The 14,405-nt window shown below is 51.7% G+C and carries 13 protein-coding genes; 6 read left to right on the top strand and 7 right to left on the bottom strand.

Annotated features, from left to right (window positions below):
* From secG to groL, 3 genes are all read left to right on the top strand, one after another.
* Window positions 1-387 (top strand): preprotein translocase subunit SecG, encoded by a 387-nt coding sequence (secG, locus tag GSQ62_RS00435; protein ID WP_161887674.1) that lies wholly within the window; start codon window positions 1-3, stop codon window positions 385-387.
* A 253-nt stretch (window positions 388-640) separates the two neighbouring features.
* Entirely contained in the window at window positions 641-931 is a 291-nt protein-coding gene (groES, locus tag GSQ62_RS00430) for a co-chaperone GroES (protein ID WP_202621815.1), read from the top strand.
* Window positions 932-971: 40 nt separating this feature from the next.
* Entirely contained in the window at window positions 972-2,606 is a 1,635-nt protein-coding gene (gene groL / locus GSQ62_RS00425) for a chaperonin GroEL (protein WP_161887673.1), read from the top strand.
* A gap of 117 nt (window positions 2,607-2,723) precedes the next feature.
* Here the strand turns inward: groL and GSQ62_RS00420 are convergent, their stop codons facing one another.
* The 3 genes from GSQ62_RS00420 to GSQ62_RS00410 form a co-directional block, all read right to left on the bottom strand.
* Complete coding sequence (locus GSQ62_RS00420; protein WP_161887672.1) at window positions 2,724-3,233, bottom strand: hypothetical protein; 510 nt, start codon at window positions 3,231-3,233, stop codon at window positions 2,724-2,726.
* A gap of 414 nt (window positions 3,234-3,647) precedes the next feature.
* Window positions 3,648-5,192 (bottom strand): peptide MFS transporter, encoded by a 1,545-nt coding sequence (locus GSQ62_RS00415; RefSeq protein WP_262886662.1) that lies wholly within the window; start codon window positions 5,190-5,192, stop codon window positions 3,648-3,650.
* A 162-nt stretch (window positions 5,193-5,354) separates the two neighbouring features.
* Window positions 5,355-5,723 carry a hypothetical protein gene (locus tag GSQ62_RS00410; RefSeq protein ID WP_161887670.1) on the bottom strand — a complete coding sequence of 123 codons (369 nt, stop codon included), beginning with the start codon at window positions 5,721-5,723 and terminating at the stop codon, window positions 5,355-5,357.
* Between the two features lie 101 nt (window positions 5,724-5,824).
* On the opposite strand from GSQ62_RS00410, the gene GSQ62_RS00405 reads away from it, so the two are divergent.
* Both GSQ62_RS00405 and GSQ62_RS00400 read left to right on the top strand, forming a co-directional pair.
* Window positions 5,825-6,541 (top strand): 16S rRNA (uracil(1498)-N(3))-methyltransferase, encoded by a 717-nt coding sequence (locus GSQ62_RS00405; RefSeq protein ID WP_161887669.1) that lies wholly within the window; start codon window positions 5,825-5,827, stop codon window positions 6,539-6,541.
* Between the two features lie 27 nt (window positions 6,542-6,568).
* Entirely contained in the window at window positions 6,569-7,237 is a 669-nt protein-coding gene (locus GSQ62_RS00400) for a DUF4159 domain-containing protein (protein ID WP_161887668.1), read from the top strand.
* A gap of 507 nt (window positions 7,238-7,744) precedes the next feature.
* Here GSQ62_RS00400 and GSQ62_RS00395 read toward each other — a convergent pair.
* Entirely contained in the window at window positions 7,745-8,269 is a 525-nt protein-coding gene (locus tag GSQ62_RS00395) for a hypothetical protein (RefSeq protein WP_161887667.1), read from the bottom strand.
* A gap of 307 nt (window positions 8,270-8,576) precedes the next feature.
* Between GSQ62_RS00395 and smc the strand changes: the two genes are divergently transcribed.
* Complete coding sequence (gene smc / locus GSQ62_RS00390; protein ID WP_161887666.1) at window positions 8,577-12,113, top strand: chromosome segregation protein SMC; 3,537 nt, start codon at window positions 8,577-8,579, stop codon at window positions 12,111-12,113.
* Between the two features lie 158 nt (window positions 12,114-12,271).
* On the opposite strand, the gene GSQ62_RS00385 is transcribed toward smc, so the two are convergent.
* The 3 genes from GSQ62_RS00385 to GSQ62_RS00375 form a co-directional block, all read right to left on the bottom strand.
* Complete coding sequence (locus tag GSQ62_RS00385) at window positions 12,272-12,826, bottom strand: 1-acyl-sn-glycerol-3-phosphate acyltransferase (protein WP_161887665.1); 555 nt, start codon at window positions 12,824-12,826, stop codon at window positions 12,272-12,274.
* A gap of 78 nt (window positions 12,827-12,904) precedes the next feature.
* A complete protein-coding gene (locus GSQ62_RS00380; protein WP_161887664.1) occupies window positions 12,905-13,534 on the bottom strand; it encodes an autotransporter outer membrane beta-barrel domain-containing protein in 630 nt (209 codons plus the stop codon).
* A 106-nt stretch (window positions 13,535-13,640) separates the two neighbouring features.
* Window positions 13,641-14,405 (bottom strand): patatin-like phospholipase family protein, encoded by a 765-nt coding sequence (locus tag GSQ62_RS00375; RefSeq protein WP_161887663.1) that lies wholly within the window; start codon window positions 14,403-14,405, stop codon window positions 13,641-13,643.

Genomic DNA, 14,405 nt, shown 5'->3' with positions numbered 1-14,405 from the left:
ATGTATATCGCCCTTATCAGTATCATTATCTTTGTTTGCGTACTGCTGGTTTTAGTGGTACTCGCCCAGAACCCCAAGGGAGGCGGGCTTTCCAGCCAGTTTGGCGGCAGCACCAGCCAGCTGATGGGCGTGAAGCGCACCGGCGACCTGCTCGAGAAACTGACCTGGGGTTTTGCCATTGCCCTGGTAGTCCTGACACTGGGTACACATATGATGGGAACCTCGGGCAGTGACACGGGCGTTATCCGCAGTGTGAACGAGGAGCGGGCGCGACAGTCGCAGCTTCCGGCGGCCCCCGGCACCCTGCCCGGCGTAACAAATGACACTACTGCCGCCATCCCGGATGCAGCAGCCATACCTGAGATGATAGACACAGCCGCTGAGTAGTTTGCCATCGGTTTATATATAACAGAAGCCGGTCAACTGACCGGCTTCTTTGTTTCTGTTCCTGCCGCTGTTGTGTCAGCATTTACAGAAAAAGTTCCCGTATGTGTCAGTATATGTCAAACCTGACAGGTACAGCCGCGTTAACAACTGTAAATATGACGTAATATGGCAGGCTTCCGGTCTTGGCACAGGAAATGATAGTATAGCTGTGTTATTACATAATTTTAAACAATAAACATAATAACAAGAAACTATGTCAATCAGCATCAAACCATTAGCAGACAGAGTAATTGTGGCTCCTGCTGCAGCAGAGGAAAAGACGAAGTCAGGTATCATCATTCCTGACACTGCTAAAGAGAAGCCTCAGCGCGGAGAAGTAGTAGCCGTTGGCGAGGGTAAAACCTCTGAGCAGGGATCGCTCATCAAGCCCCAGGTACAGGTGGGCGACCAGGTGTTGTATGGCAAGTATGCCGGCACTGAGATCTCTGTGGACGGTAGCGACTACCTGATCATGCGCGAGTCTGACATCCTGGCTATCCTATAATTCAAGTTCTGTAAAACATCATCCAAAAGTATTTTAAACTATGGCTAAGAACATCACATTTGATACAGACGCCCGCACCAAGATTAAGTCCGGCGTTGACAAATTGGCGAATGCAGTAAAAGTGACACTGGGCCCTAAAGGGCGCAACGTTATCATCGATAAGAAATTCGGTGCCCCTACCATCACCAAAGACGGTGTTTCGGTGGCGAAAGAAATCGAGCTGAAAGACGCGATCGAGAACATGGGAGCCCAGCTCCTGAAAGAGATTGCCTCTAAGACCGCTGACCAGGCTGGTGACGGTACCACGACAGCCACTGTGCTGGCGCAGGCCATATACACTGCCGGTATCAAGAACGTGGCGGCCGGAGCCAACCCGATGGACCTGAAGCGCGGTATCGACAAAGCCGTGCATGCGGTGGTGGAGAACCTGCGTTCGCAGTCCAAGAAAATCGAGAACTCCTCTGAGATTTCCCAGGTAGGAACCATCTCTGCCAACAACGACCCTGAAATCGGTAAAATGATTGCCGACGCGATGGACAAAGTGGGCAAGGACGGCGTGATTACCGTGGAAGAGGCCAAAGGCACTGAGACCGAGGTGAAGACAGTGGAAGGGATGCAGTTTGACCGCGGCTACCTTTCTCCGTACTTCGTGACCAACCCGGAGAAAATGGAGGCCGAGTTTGACAACCCGTACATCCTGATCTACGACAAGAAAGTATCTACCATGAAAGAACTGCTTCCGGTGCTGGAGCAGGTGGTGCAGACAGGCAAAGGCCTGGTGATTGTGTCGGAGGATGTGGACGGCGAGGCGCTTGCCACCCTGGTAGTGAACAAGCTGCGTGGTTCCCTGAAAATTGCCGCTGTGAAGGCCCCCGGCTTCGGCGACAGAAGAAAAGCCATGCTCGAGGATATAGCCATCCTGACAGGCGGTACCGTGATTTCGGAAGAGCGCGGTTACAAGCTGGAAAACGCAACCATCGAATACCTTGGCCAGGCCGAGAAAGTGATCATCGACAAAGACAACACCACCATCGTGAACGGTGGCGGCCAGAAAGATGACATCGTGGCACGCGTGAACCAGATCAAGTCTCAGATGGAGACAACCACTTCTGACTATGACCGTGAGAAACTGCAGGAGCGTCTGGCAAAATTATCAGGTGGTGTGGCTATCCTTTATATCGGTGCTTCTACTGAGGTAGAGATGAAAGAGAAGAAAGACCGCGTGGACGATGCCTTGCACGCAACGCGCGCTGCCGTGGAGGAAGGTATCGTGGCCGGTGGCGGCGTTGCCCTCATCCGTGCAATTGATGCCCTGAACAACGTGGACGTATATAACGCTGACGAGCAGACAGGCGTGCAGATCATCAAGACTGCCCTGGAGTCTCCACTCAGAACGATCGTTTATAACGCAGGTGGCGAAGGCTCAGTAGTGGTGCAGGCTGTGCGCGAAGGCAAGGCTGACTATGGCTACAACGCCCGCGACGATAAGTACGAGAACATGTTTGCGGCGGGTATCATCGACCCAACCAAGGTAACTCGTCTTGCGCTGGAGAACGCTGCTTCCATTGCTGGTCTGCTGTTGACTACCGAGTGCGTAGTTTCTGAGGAGCCAGAGGAAGACAAAGGCGCTCCGGCTATGCCAGGCGGCATGGGCGGCATGGGCGGCATGATGTAATTGCCACACATATCTAAAACAAAAAACCCGGGCCATTGCTGACCCGGGTTTTTTATTTTAGATATAAAACCTATATATGGCTTTTGCCGCTCATCTCTCTGCAAGAGGCGGACTCTTCTACGGCAGCGTCTGAATATCGATGGATATGTTGTGCGGGGCAGTCTCGTCGCCTCCAAAGTATGGGTACAGTTGATAGCCCTCCCCTGCGCCATTGCACGCACGGGGCAGCGCTACCGTCTTGCCGTCCATCGTGAAGACGTACTGCTCTCCCTCCAGGCTTATTTCGCATACGGTTGCTTTGCCCAGCGTGACCGCTCCCACATAGGCCGACTTCCGCACCTTGTTGGTGTAAGCATACGCATGCAGCTCCAGCCTGTTCTTGTACCAGCGCCAGCCAAAGCGGGCGCTGTTGGTGTGGTGGTCGTTGCCACAGTCTGACAGGCCATACAGTTTGTTGATGTCTCCCTGGTTGCTAGGATCTATGGTGCTATATATGGCGGTACTGTCAAAGGTGACGGCAAAGCGCAGGTGCGCCGTCTGCACCTTCTTGAGCGAACTTCTGTCGGCGTAGTGCGAACCTTTAGGGATGGTGAAGCGTGTGAAAGCAGCGGTTGCCGCGGTTTCCATTTCAGGGTTCAGCGCCGGCAAAACCTCGGGCACCAGTTGGCAGGACTGCAGGGTGCATCCCAGTACAAACGCTGCAATTGAGCAACGTTTAATTACAAAAAATAACATTGGCTAAAAGTATAAGTTTGTAAGAGGAAAAATAAAATAGAATTGTTAAAAATTGCTGCTTACCTCATATAAGCGTATTTTGAAATCGTCAGCAATATCCATAATAGTACTTTACAAACAAAGTACGCTGTTGTGTTTTATTTTAAATTATAAACAAAGTGATAATTTAAGCATCATGATTCATACTCTGTCCTTTGGTTCTGTACAGTCAGGTATTCAGGAGAGCCGTACACCTACACAATGCGAAAGGCCCCTGTTGCAGAAGCAACAGGGGCCTTTGATATTAAAATGCGTAATCCCGTTATGTTAGTCGATACCGTGCATTCTTTTCTTCAGGAAACCGTTCAGCGCCAGCATGATGACGCCAGCCAGGAAAGGTATGAACGTGAATATCAGGAAAAAGACTGTTATGGAGTAGTTGTTCACGATGTTGTCGATGAAGCTGCCGGTTAAACCTGCCAGCAGGTTGGCGAAGAAGTTGGCCACAAACCATATACCAAACATCAGCCCCACAAAACGGGCAGGCGAGAGTTTGCTTACATATGACAGGCCAACAGGCGAAACGCAAAGCTCCCCGAGCGTATGGAAGAAATAAGCCAGAATGAGCCAGATCATGCTCACTGACGCAACATCTGCGCCTTGCGGAATGCTGCTGCCGCCATACGCCAGTATCGCGAACCCTATGCCCAGCAAAAACAACCCGAGGGCGAACTTCACCGGCCCGGAAGGGTTAAACCTGCTTTCCCATATCTTGGAAAACAATGGGGCAAGGGCAATAATAAAAAACGAGTTCAGAATCTGGAACCACGATGCGGGAACCTCGGCTACATCTGCCTGGAACTCCCTGCTCAGCATCCAGATAATGATACCCCATATAATAACAAAGCTCGTCCCTAAAAACAGGTTAGACAGCCCTATGCGCCTGAAGGTGTCTTTGAAAAGGTTGAAGAGCACAAAGGTCAGGATGATCATGGGCACGACAACCAGTATGCTGTTGGCCCATTTAAAGAAGGTGGCACTGCTGCCATCCAGTACACGGTTGGTGTAATCCTTTGCAAAAATGGTCATGGAGCCTCCCGCCTGCTCAAAAGACATCCAGAAAAAGATGGTGAAAAAGGCAAAAACGGAGATCACGATGAGGCGGTCCCGCACCACATGTTTCGGGAGTTCTTTGGCCTCTGCTATTTTCTCGGAGCGGGACTCAGGAGTGTCGCTGTCCTTTGAGGGCGGCTGACCGATGTTACCGAAAATATTCTTGGCAAAGTAAAACTGCAGCATCCCGAAAAACATGAAGATGCCCGCCAGGCCAAAACCGTAGCTCCAGCCCACCTTCTCTCCGATATAGCCGCACAGCAGGATGCCCAGGAATGCCCCTGAATTGATGCCCATATAAAAGATAGTGTAGGCAGCGTCCTTTTTATCAGGGTTATTTACATAGAGCTGTCCCACCATCGATGAAATATTGGGCTTGAACAACCCGTTACCCAAAATGATAAGGGCAAGGCCGGTATAAAAGAGAGGTTCGGTCTCCACAGCCATACTCGCATGCCCCATGGTCATCAACAAAGCACCAATCACAACGGCCCATCTGAAACCAAGGAACTTATCCGCTATAAAACCGCCGATGATGGGGGTCAGATACACCAGACCGGTATAGAGGCCATACAGCTGCAGGGCATCCTGATTGCTCCACCCCCAGCCGCCATCCAGCAGCGATGACGTCAAAAACAGCACCAGCAGGGCCCGCATGCCATAGTAGCTGAACCTTTCCCACATCTCTGTGAAAAAAAGCACGAACAGGCCGCTCGGATGTTTGAATTTTAACTGGTTGGATTCAGCACCGTAGGGAATGTTATGCTTACTAACCTGATCATTGAGAGGATGGTCTTTGGAAGACATAAATTGTTTGGTTGACTTTAAGATTAGTTGGTTGTGTAAAGATGGTAAATATACCTGTTTCGGGGCATTCCAGCAAATAGTTTCTGTACAGGCAGCCTACCCTTCCTTTGAAGATTAGGGGTATAGGGGTCCTTGTTTTGATATATTTCTAAATTTCACACCCATATCCTTCAGGTGATTAGCAAATCCGTAAAAAGCATTGGCTTGGCTGCTCAAAAGTAACTGCTCACTTAAACGCTGCACCTTTATAAAATGAACCGATTTGAAGACAAGACTTACGCCCAGGCCCAATTCGCTTTGGGCAGCCGGGAAGCGGTCCGGTAGAGAGTCATTTCCATATATGCCTTCTTCAATAGGCGCAAATTCTGTACTTTCGTATACTTTAACTGTTGATTGCCCACTGTTGATTGCTGTGAGTGGCTTAAAGGCCGGTGAAGTACAGGAAAAACCTCCATCACGCCGTCTTCTGAATAGTCCCTTCATGCTTAAACTTTGCCGGTGTAATCAAGCGACTTGGGCTACCTTCGTACGTTCTGCTATACAATTCACTTATTCAGTCATTTAAAATTCAACATTAAAATACCGTGCATCTGTTTTACACACCAGACGTCTCCACTGATTTCTATCTATTGAGTGAAGAGGAATCGAAACACTGCGTACGCGTGCTGCGGCTGCAGCAAGGCGATACGGTTTACCTCGTGGACGGATCAGGAGGCAAATACACGGCCATTATTCAGGAAGCGAACCCAAAAAAGTGCCGGCTGCAGGTCATAGACAAGCAGATTGAATATGGCAAGCTGCCTTACAGCACGCACATTGCCGTGGCCCCTACCAAAAACATGGACCGCATGGAGTGGTTTATGGAGAAAGCCGTGGAAATAGGCGTGACGGAAATTACCTTCCTGCTGTGCGAGAATTCGGAGCGCCGCCACCTGAAACTCGACCGGCTGGAGAAAATTGCGGTGAGCGCCATGAAGCAGTCACAGAAAGGCTACCTGCCCCTCCTGCACGACCTGACACCGTACAACCGTTTTGTGCAGAAAACATATGCCGAGCACACCTATATCGCCCATCTTGAGGAAGATGCCACCAAAAGCATCAAAGATTACTACAGGCACGGCCAGCCGCACTGCATCATGATTGGCCCGGAGGGAGACTTTTCCAAAGGCGAGATAGCGGCGGCATACGAGGCGGGCATCAGGCCGGTTACGCTTGGGAGAAGCAGGCTGCGCACGGAGACCGCCGCACTGGTGGCCTGCCATACGCTGAATGTACTGCACGACATCTTCGCGCCGTTATAAAGGATATATAAATTTAGAAAGGATTACATGCTAAAGCGCCACCTGATCATTCTCCTCCTGTTTGTAACCGCACTGCCCGCTGCCATGGCGCAGCAATACAGCTTCAAGCTCGCCAAGCTGAAGTACAACGGCGGCGGCGACTGGTACGCCAACAAGACCTCGCTGCCGAACCTCATCAGTTTCTGCAACCAGCACCTGAACATGAACATTGCTCCCGACGAGGCTGTGGTAGAGGTGGGCAGCCCCGAGCTGTTCAGCTACCCCTTCGTGCATATGACCGGCCACGGCAACGTAACCTTCTCTGACGCCGAGGCACAGAACCTGCGCAATTACCTTATCAGCGGCGGCTTCCTGCACATCGACGATAATTACGGGCTGGATAAGTTCATCCGGAAGGAGATGAAAAAGGTGTTTCCGGAACATGAGTTTGTGGAACTGCCTTTTGATCACCCGATCTACAGGCAGAAATTCACCTTCACCAACGGTCTGCCCAAGGTACACGAGCACGACAACAAGCCCCCGCAGGGTTTCGGCATTCTGCACGAGGGGCGGCTGGTGTGCTTTTATACCTATGAAACAGATTTAGGCAATGGCTGGGAAGACCAGGAGATATACAACGACCCGGATCCAATCCGGCAGCAGGCGCTCCGCATGGGCGCCAACATTGTATCCTATGCCCTTACACAGGCGCTGTGATGTGGGAATTTTGAATAACCGAGTTTTGAATAATTGAATGAAAAGGATAGCGTGATAATGCGACATTTCTTATCAGGCCACAATCGAAACGGCCGTTCATTCTTTTTACTTTTCGGCCATATAGGGCTTACACGGATTCGTTCAGTAGCTGGAGTTCGGTAGGTTTTATTTTATCTCATCTTATAAGTAACGCGCATATATGGCGCGAGCGTCTTCACTCGTGCGTACACCATAGCGCCTCCGGCCTGCGTTCCCATATAGAAGGTGCTTTCATATATGGGCACGCGTTAGCTATATATAAATATTGGATAAAGTCTACGGTATAGTCGGATTGGTTTTCGGTGGGAAATGATCTATGGCTTTGCCGCCTGCATTATATATGCGGCCGTTGGGCGCTTGCACCATATATAACTGGTTCGAAGTGAGATCATTTCAATAGCTCTCCTTTTTGCTTTACGCCAGAAGGATATATTCAGTGATTCAACAATCAATTATTCAGAATTCACTTCAACTGTACTTTCTGTTGAAAATTTCCGTCAGGACGAAGGCCTCGCGGGCGGATGCCGGGTTTCTCAGGAGGGTCGCGTATTTGTTTTGCGTGGTTTGCCTGCGCTCGTAGGTGTTAAAATGGTTCCTGATGCGCTGCTCCTCCAGCAATTTGGCTGCTAACCTGGCTTCCGAAGGTTTCTCCCACGACAGTGCTTTAACGCTGGGTGCGGCCTCATAATTTTTCACTGCTGGTGTGGCTGCTGCAACGGGCGGAAAAGGTGTTCCCACTGGTCCGGCAAGCTCCTTTGTCCTCTCAACCACGGCTTTGCCTTTGGCCTCTGCCCGCTCCAATTTCGGCTGCAGCTCCCGCAGAATGTCTTCAAACGAAGTGGCCGGTCTGGCTGGCGCCTGCGCTCCTCTCCCCTGTCCGCGCGGCGCGTCGTCGTCCTCCTCTTTGGGTGCGTTGAACGCCTTGCGCCACTGCATAAAAATGAAGTAGGCCACGGCGGCCAGTACATATAAAATGAGCTTAAAGTCTTCCATAGCGCGTCTTCCTGATCAAATATAGCAAAAAAATGGTGCTTTGCCGTCTCCTGTATCAATTATGCATATAGGGGTTATATAGAGCTTGTTCCCTTTCCCTCAACGAAAAGTTATTCCCATATAGCCTTCAGTTTTGCCCTTGTAAGGCTGGCTATATGGGTTTATATATAAATCAGCTGAACAGGCACCAAATCAGAAACGATGGCGGGTACTGCTGCTGCGGTGCTTATTATACCCGCGCAAAATATTATGGTATCGAAAATCGTCTTATTTTTGAGCTTGGAATAAAGCGATTCCGCACAAACGAATGCAGGTATCAAAATTAGAGATTAAAGGGTTCAAGAGTTTCGGCGACCGCGTCGTCATCAACTTCGATAACGGGATTACGGGAATTGTGGGGCCAAACGGTTGTGGCAAGTCCAACATCGTGGATGCCATCCGCTGGGTGCTGGGCGAGCAGAAAACCCGCAACCTCCGCTCCGACAAAATGGAGAACGTCATCTTCAACGGCTCCAAAACCCGGAAGCCAGTGCAATTGGCCGAAGTCTCCATCACCTTCGACAACAACAAAGGCATACTGCCCACAGAATATTCGGAGGTGACGGTGACGCGCAAGTACTACCGCAACGGCGACAGCGAGTATCTGCTGAACGGCGTGCCCTGTCGCCTGAAGGACATCAACGAACTTTTCCTGGACACGGGCATCGGCTCGGACAGCTACGCCATCATCGAGCTGAAAATGGTGGACGAGATTCTCAACGACAAGGAAAACTCCCGCCGGCTGCTGTTCGAGGAAGCGGCAGGCATCTCCAAGTTCAAAGTGCGCAAAAAGCAGACACTGAAAAAGCTGGAGGAAACGGACGCTGACCTGGAGCGTGTGGAAGACGTGCTGCACGAGATCGGCAAGAACATGAAAACGCTGGAGCGCCAGGCAAAACAGGCCATCAGGTATTTCCAGCTAAAGGAGGACTATAAAAAGCATAGCCTGGAGTTTGCGCGCCGTAACATTGCGCAGTACCAGCACACGCTGGAGCGGCTGGAGCAGGATGTGCGCCAGGAGAACAGCCTGAAAGAACAATATGTAGCCACGGTAGCGGAGGCCGAAGACGCCATTGCCGAACAGAAGGAAGAGCTGAGCGGCACACAGGAAAAGCTGGCGGAGATGCAGAAAACCATGCAGGTGCAAACGGCCAGGCTGCGCCAGCTGGAAAGCGATATCCGGCTGAACGCCGAGCGCAGCGCTTACCTGAAGGAGCGCATGCTGCAACTGCGCCAGCAGATAAGTCAGGATACCGCCAATGTGGAGCACACCCAGGAAAGCATCGGGACGCTGCGCGACGAACTGCTGGAAGTACAGGATCAGTATGCTGCAGCCGAAGAGCAGGTAGCCGAACTGAAGGATCAGCTACAGGAAGCCAACGAGCAGAAGGCCAGTCTGCAGGACACCTTGCTGGGGCTGACGCAGCAGCAGAAGGCGAAGCAGAACGAGGTATACCAGCTGAGCAAGTCACTGGAGATAAGCCAGGTGCAGATCCAGAACATCAACCAGGAACTGGAGCGCCTGCACCAGCAGCAAACTGATGCCGACGAAGACGCCCGGTTGCTACAGGAGCAACTGCAGGAGGCACAGTTGGGACTGGAGGAAACCACCTCGGAGCTCGTGCGCCTGCAGGCAAAGGAAGAAACGCTGCAGCAGCAAATTCAAACCACTGAAGCAAATGTTGAGGAACTTAAAACACAACGCGTAGAGCTTAACCGCACCCTCGACGCAAAGCAGAACCAGTACAACCTCACCAAATCCTTGGTCGAGAATATGGAAGGCTTCCCGGAAGCGATTAAGTTCCTGAGCAAGTCTAAAGACTGGTCAAAGCCCGCTCCGCTCCTGTCCGACATTTTGATATGCGAGGCTGACTATAAACCGCTTATCGAAAGTTACCTGGAGCCTTACATGAACTTTTTTGTGGTGGAGGAACTGCAGGACGCCATAGAGGCTGTGGCGCTTCTGAAGAAGGAAAACAAAGGCCGCGCGAACTTCATCATCCTCTCCGAGATAGAAGAAATGGAGCCCACAGCCACATTCAGCGAAGGCAACCTAAAAGCCGGTTACGAAGTGGTGTCTGCGGAGAAAAAGTACAGCAGCCTGATGAAGTATATGCTCCGCAACGTGTATATAGCCGATGACGATGAGGAAGAGCTATATGACAGCGACTACAAAACCATCATCCTGAAAGACGGCAGCGCCATCCGCAAGCCCCTTAGTCTGTCGGGTGGCTCGGTGGGGTTGTTTGATGGGAACCGGCTGGGCCGCAAGCAAAGCCTGGAGAAACTTGCCGAAGAAGTGGAGGCGCTCACGCACCAGGCAGAGCTGCTGCAGGGCCGTATCAATACCCAAAACCAGCTGCTGCAGAACCATAGAAACGAGTCGCAGCAGGAGGTGATTAAACAGCTGGAGAAAGAAGTGGCGAAGCGGCAGCAGGATTTGCTGACGGTGCGCATCAAACACGAGCAGCACCAGCAAAACCTCCGCAACTTCGACCAGAAGAAAGACGAGTTGCAGGAGCGCTTGCTGGAGCTGCGGTCGCAGAGTGAGGAAGTGTCGCCGCAGGCCGCCGCCGACCAGCAGGAGCTGAAGCGCCTGGAGGAGGAACTTGCCGTACACACCTCCTATATAGAAAGGCAGCAGGAGCAGATTGCTATTATCTCTGGTCGGTATAACCAGGAGAACATCCAGTTTCACCAGCTCAAAAACCGATTTTCCAGCCTGCAGCAGGAGATCAGCTACAAGCAAAAAACGGTAGAGGTAAACTTGGAGCGTATTACGGGACTGAAGCAGGAAATGGCGAAAGCCGAAGAGGAGACTGCGACTGCGGATGCCTTTATACAGGAGAACGAGACAGTGGTAGAGGGCATGAGCGAGGCGCGCCTTGCCTTTGGGCAGGAACTGGAGGATATGGAGAAGGAGTATTTCAGCCTGCGCGGAGAACTGGACGAGAAAGAGAAGACAATCCGTGAGCTGCAGCGCAGAAGGCAGAACTCGGACGAACTCCTGATGCGCATGCAGCAGGCCAAGAACGACACGCAGCTGAAGCTCGTGGCGATTAAAGAACGCCTTGCCGCCGAGTTCAATATATCGGATGAGGACTTTGCCTCGCCCATCCCGGAAGAAGAGCTGCTGATACCGCTCTCCTCAGAAGAACTCAGCCAGCATATCGCCACCATGAAAAGCCAGTTGGATAAAATGGGGCCTGTTAACGCGATGGCTGCCGAGGCCTATGCCGAAATTGAGGAGCGGAACACCTTCATCACCGAACAGCGAAACGACCTGGTGAACGCGAAGAACATGCTCATCGACACCATCAACGAAATAGACACGGTGGCGAAAGAGAAGTTTATGGATGCCTTCAACCAGATCAAGCATAACTTCAAGCTTGTTTTCCGCAGCCTCTTCACCGAAGAGGACAACTGCGACCTGGTGATCACGGATCCGAAGAACCCGCTGGAGTCGAAGATCGAGATCATGGCACAGCCCAAAGGCAAGCGCCCCTTAACCATCAACCAGCTCTCCGGCGGGGAGAAAACATTGACAGCCATCTCCCTGCTGTTCTCGATTTACCTGCTCAAGCCAGCGCCTTTCTGTATTTTCGACGAGGTGGACGCGCCGTTGGATGACGCCAACATCGACAAGTTCAACACGATCATCCGCAAGTTTTCGCAGAACTCGCAGTTCATCGTGGTGACGCACAACAAACGCACCATGGCTTCCACCGACGTCATGTATGGCATCACTATGATTGAGGCTGGCATATCGCGTGTGATACCAGTAGACCTGCGGCAGATAGCTTAAATGAATTACGGATTATGAATTCCGAGTTCCGAATGATAAAATCAAAATTCTGAATCATATGATTTCAAATTGAAGAGGCTGCTTATGCCTCTACTGTAATAGAGAAGGGGCTGCAATATTCTGATGCAGCCCCTTCTCTATTCGTAACTCGTAATTAATTACCGCACTCCCTGCTCCGGGTATTTGCCTTTTTTGGTGCGGTAGAAGGCCTGTATCTTTTCCATATCTGCCTCTATGTCGCCGGACGGGTATATGGTAGGACCTACACCAGCCTCCTTTCTGGAATAGTCGAGGTAGCCGAGGACGATGGGCACCCCCGCTCCCATGGCCACATGGTAAAAACCCCTGCGCCAGCGCGGCTGGTACTTGCGCGTTCCCTCGGGTGTCACCATCACACACATATCCCCCGGCGTCTCCTTTATGATACGGACCATGGCATCCACCATCTTCGTGTTCCGCGAGCGGTCCACGGGCATGGCGCCCATCTTTTTCAGCAGCGGCCCCACAAGCGGGTAGTCCAGAAACTCCTTTTTGATGGTGAGGCGGATGGGGGCATCCATCAGGTAAAAAGCGGCGCGGGCATATATAAAATCCCAATTGCTGGTGTGGGGGGCGGCAATCATCACGCAGCGGCGGTTCTCCGGCGTCAGGTTCCCCACCAGTTTCCAGCCGGAAATTTTGAAAATAGCCTTCGATAAAAGTTTTGCGAACATGTAGCTTATGGCATATAGGACCGTGCGTAAGCGCAGGGCGGCAATTGAAGCCGCATAAATACGCACTAATCCTGTCTTTTACAAGGCTTCTTTGATGATGTGCGCCCTCCTGCGGAGGATGTATGCCTGAATGCCAAAACCCAGCATTGGGCCCAGTGTCGTGTTAGACTTGCCGCCCCTGGACTCCTGAAAATAGCGGAAACTCAGCATCGGCTCCAGGGAGATACGCTGATTAACGAAATAGGCATATCCCACCCCAATGCCGCCCTGGAACAGGTTTGACTTGTCGCCGGTCGAGAAGTTGAGCAAACCCGCCTGCAGCGACAGTTCACCGAAGATGCCGTTGTCGAGGTAGTAGCGGGCAAAGGGTCCCGCCAGCATCATGGTTCGCCTGAATTTATCAGCGTCCTCTTTAGTACTGATACTGAGGCTCTCATGCTCCAGGCTCACCACCAGGCCCAGCGCAAAGTCATGCATCAGGAAATAGCCGTTCTTGGCGTAAAGGCTCGCTAGTATGTTGGTTCCTTCTTCAGGGCCAAGCGGCAAGTCCAGTTCCCGGGTAGTGGTGTAAGCAGAGGCGCTGAGACTGCCCCCGAGCAGGATAGAACCCTGTTTTACTTTGGCGTGAATGAGGTAACTCTGGTTTTCCTGCGCAAAAGAAGTAAACGCGGCAAGCAGGCAAATAAAGCTTAATAAAAATTTACACATAAGGGTTGGGCTTAATTTAGATTAGTGGCACAACCCTTTCTACGGTTATATTAGAAAAAAGTAATACTTATTTATAAATATTATTGCTTAAATTATAATAATACTATTACTGATTTAGGAGGCTCATGATATGGCGCTGCATGTGCAGGGCGTATTTATATCCCACCTCAAATATTTCGTCCGCCTTCCGGAAATTAGTGAGGCGGTAATAGCGCAACTCCTGCGGCTCCAGCAGAAGGTCGCACAGCTGCAGGCGCAGTTTGATGTTGTTGTTAATGGCCAGCAGCACCGTCCGCTCCACCATGCTGCGCAGGCTCGTGACGTGCGCCTGGTGGTTGATGGGGTTTACATGCACGCCAATCTTCACGTCGCAGTTGTTGTGCAGCGGCTCCACGGGCAGGTTGTTGAGGAGGCCGCCGTCGTTCAGCAGTTTGCCCATATACTCCACCGGCTTGTATAAAATCGGCACGGCCGAGGAGGCCAGGAGTGGCTTGATGATTTCGCCGGTGGAGAAGTACATGTTCACACCCTCGTTCATCTCCGTGGCACTGACAACCACCGGTATCCGCAGGTCCTCAAAGCAGACGCGCTCCCCCAGGTATTTTATATAGAGCTTCTCCACCTCCTCCAGGTGCATCAGCCCTATCTTACCGAAAGCCGGTCGCATCACCTTAAAAACACTGAGCTCCTTGATCAGCTTCAGGATTTCGTCCGGCGAGAAGCCATAGGCGTACAGCACCCCCGCGATGGCACCCGAGCTCACCCCGGATATCATGCTGATGCTGATCCCCATTTCGTCAAAAGCCTTCAGCACGCCCAGATGGGCAATGCCGCGGGCCCCGCCACCCGACAGCGCCAAGCCTACCCGCAT

The organism is Pontibacter russatus (assembly GCF_009931655.1).
Classification (GTDB): domain Bacteria; phylum Bacteroidota; class Bacteroidia; order Cytophagales; family Hymenobacteraceae; genus Pontibacter; species Pontibacter russatus.
The sequence above is the reverse complement of the archived record's forward strand: the minus strand, read 5'-3'. Positions and strand labels throughout refer to the sequence as shown.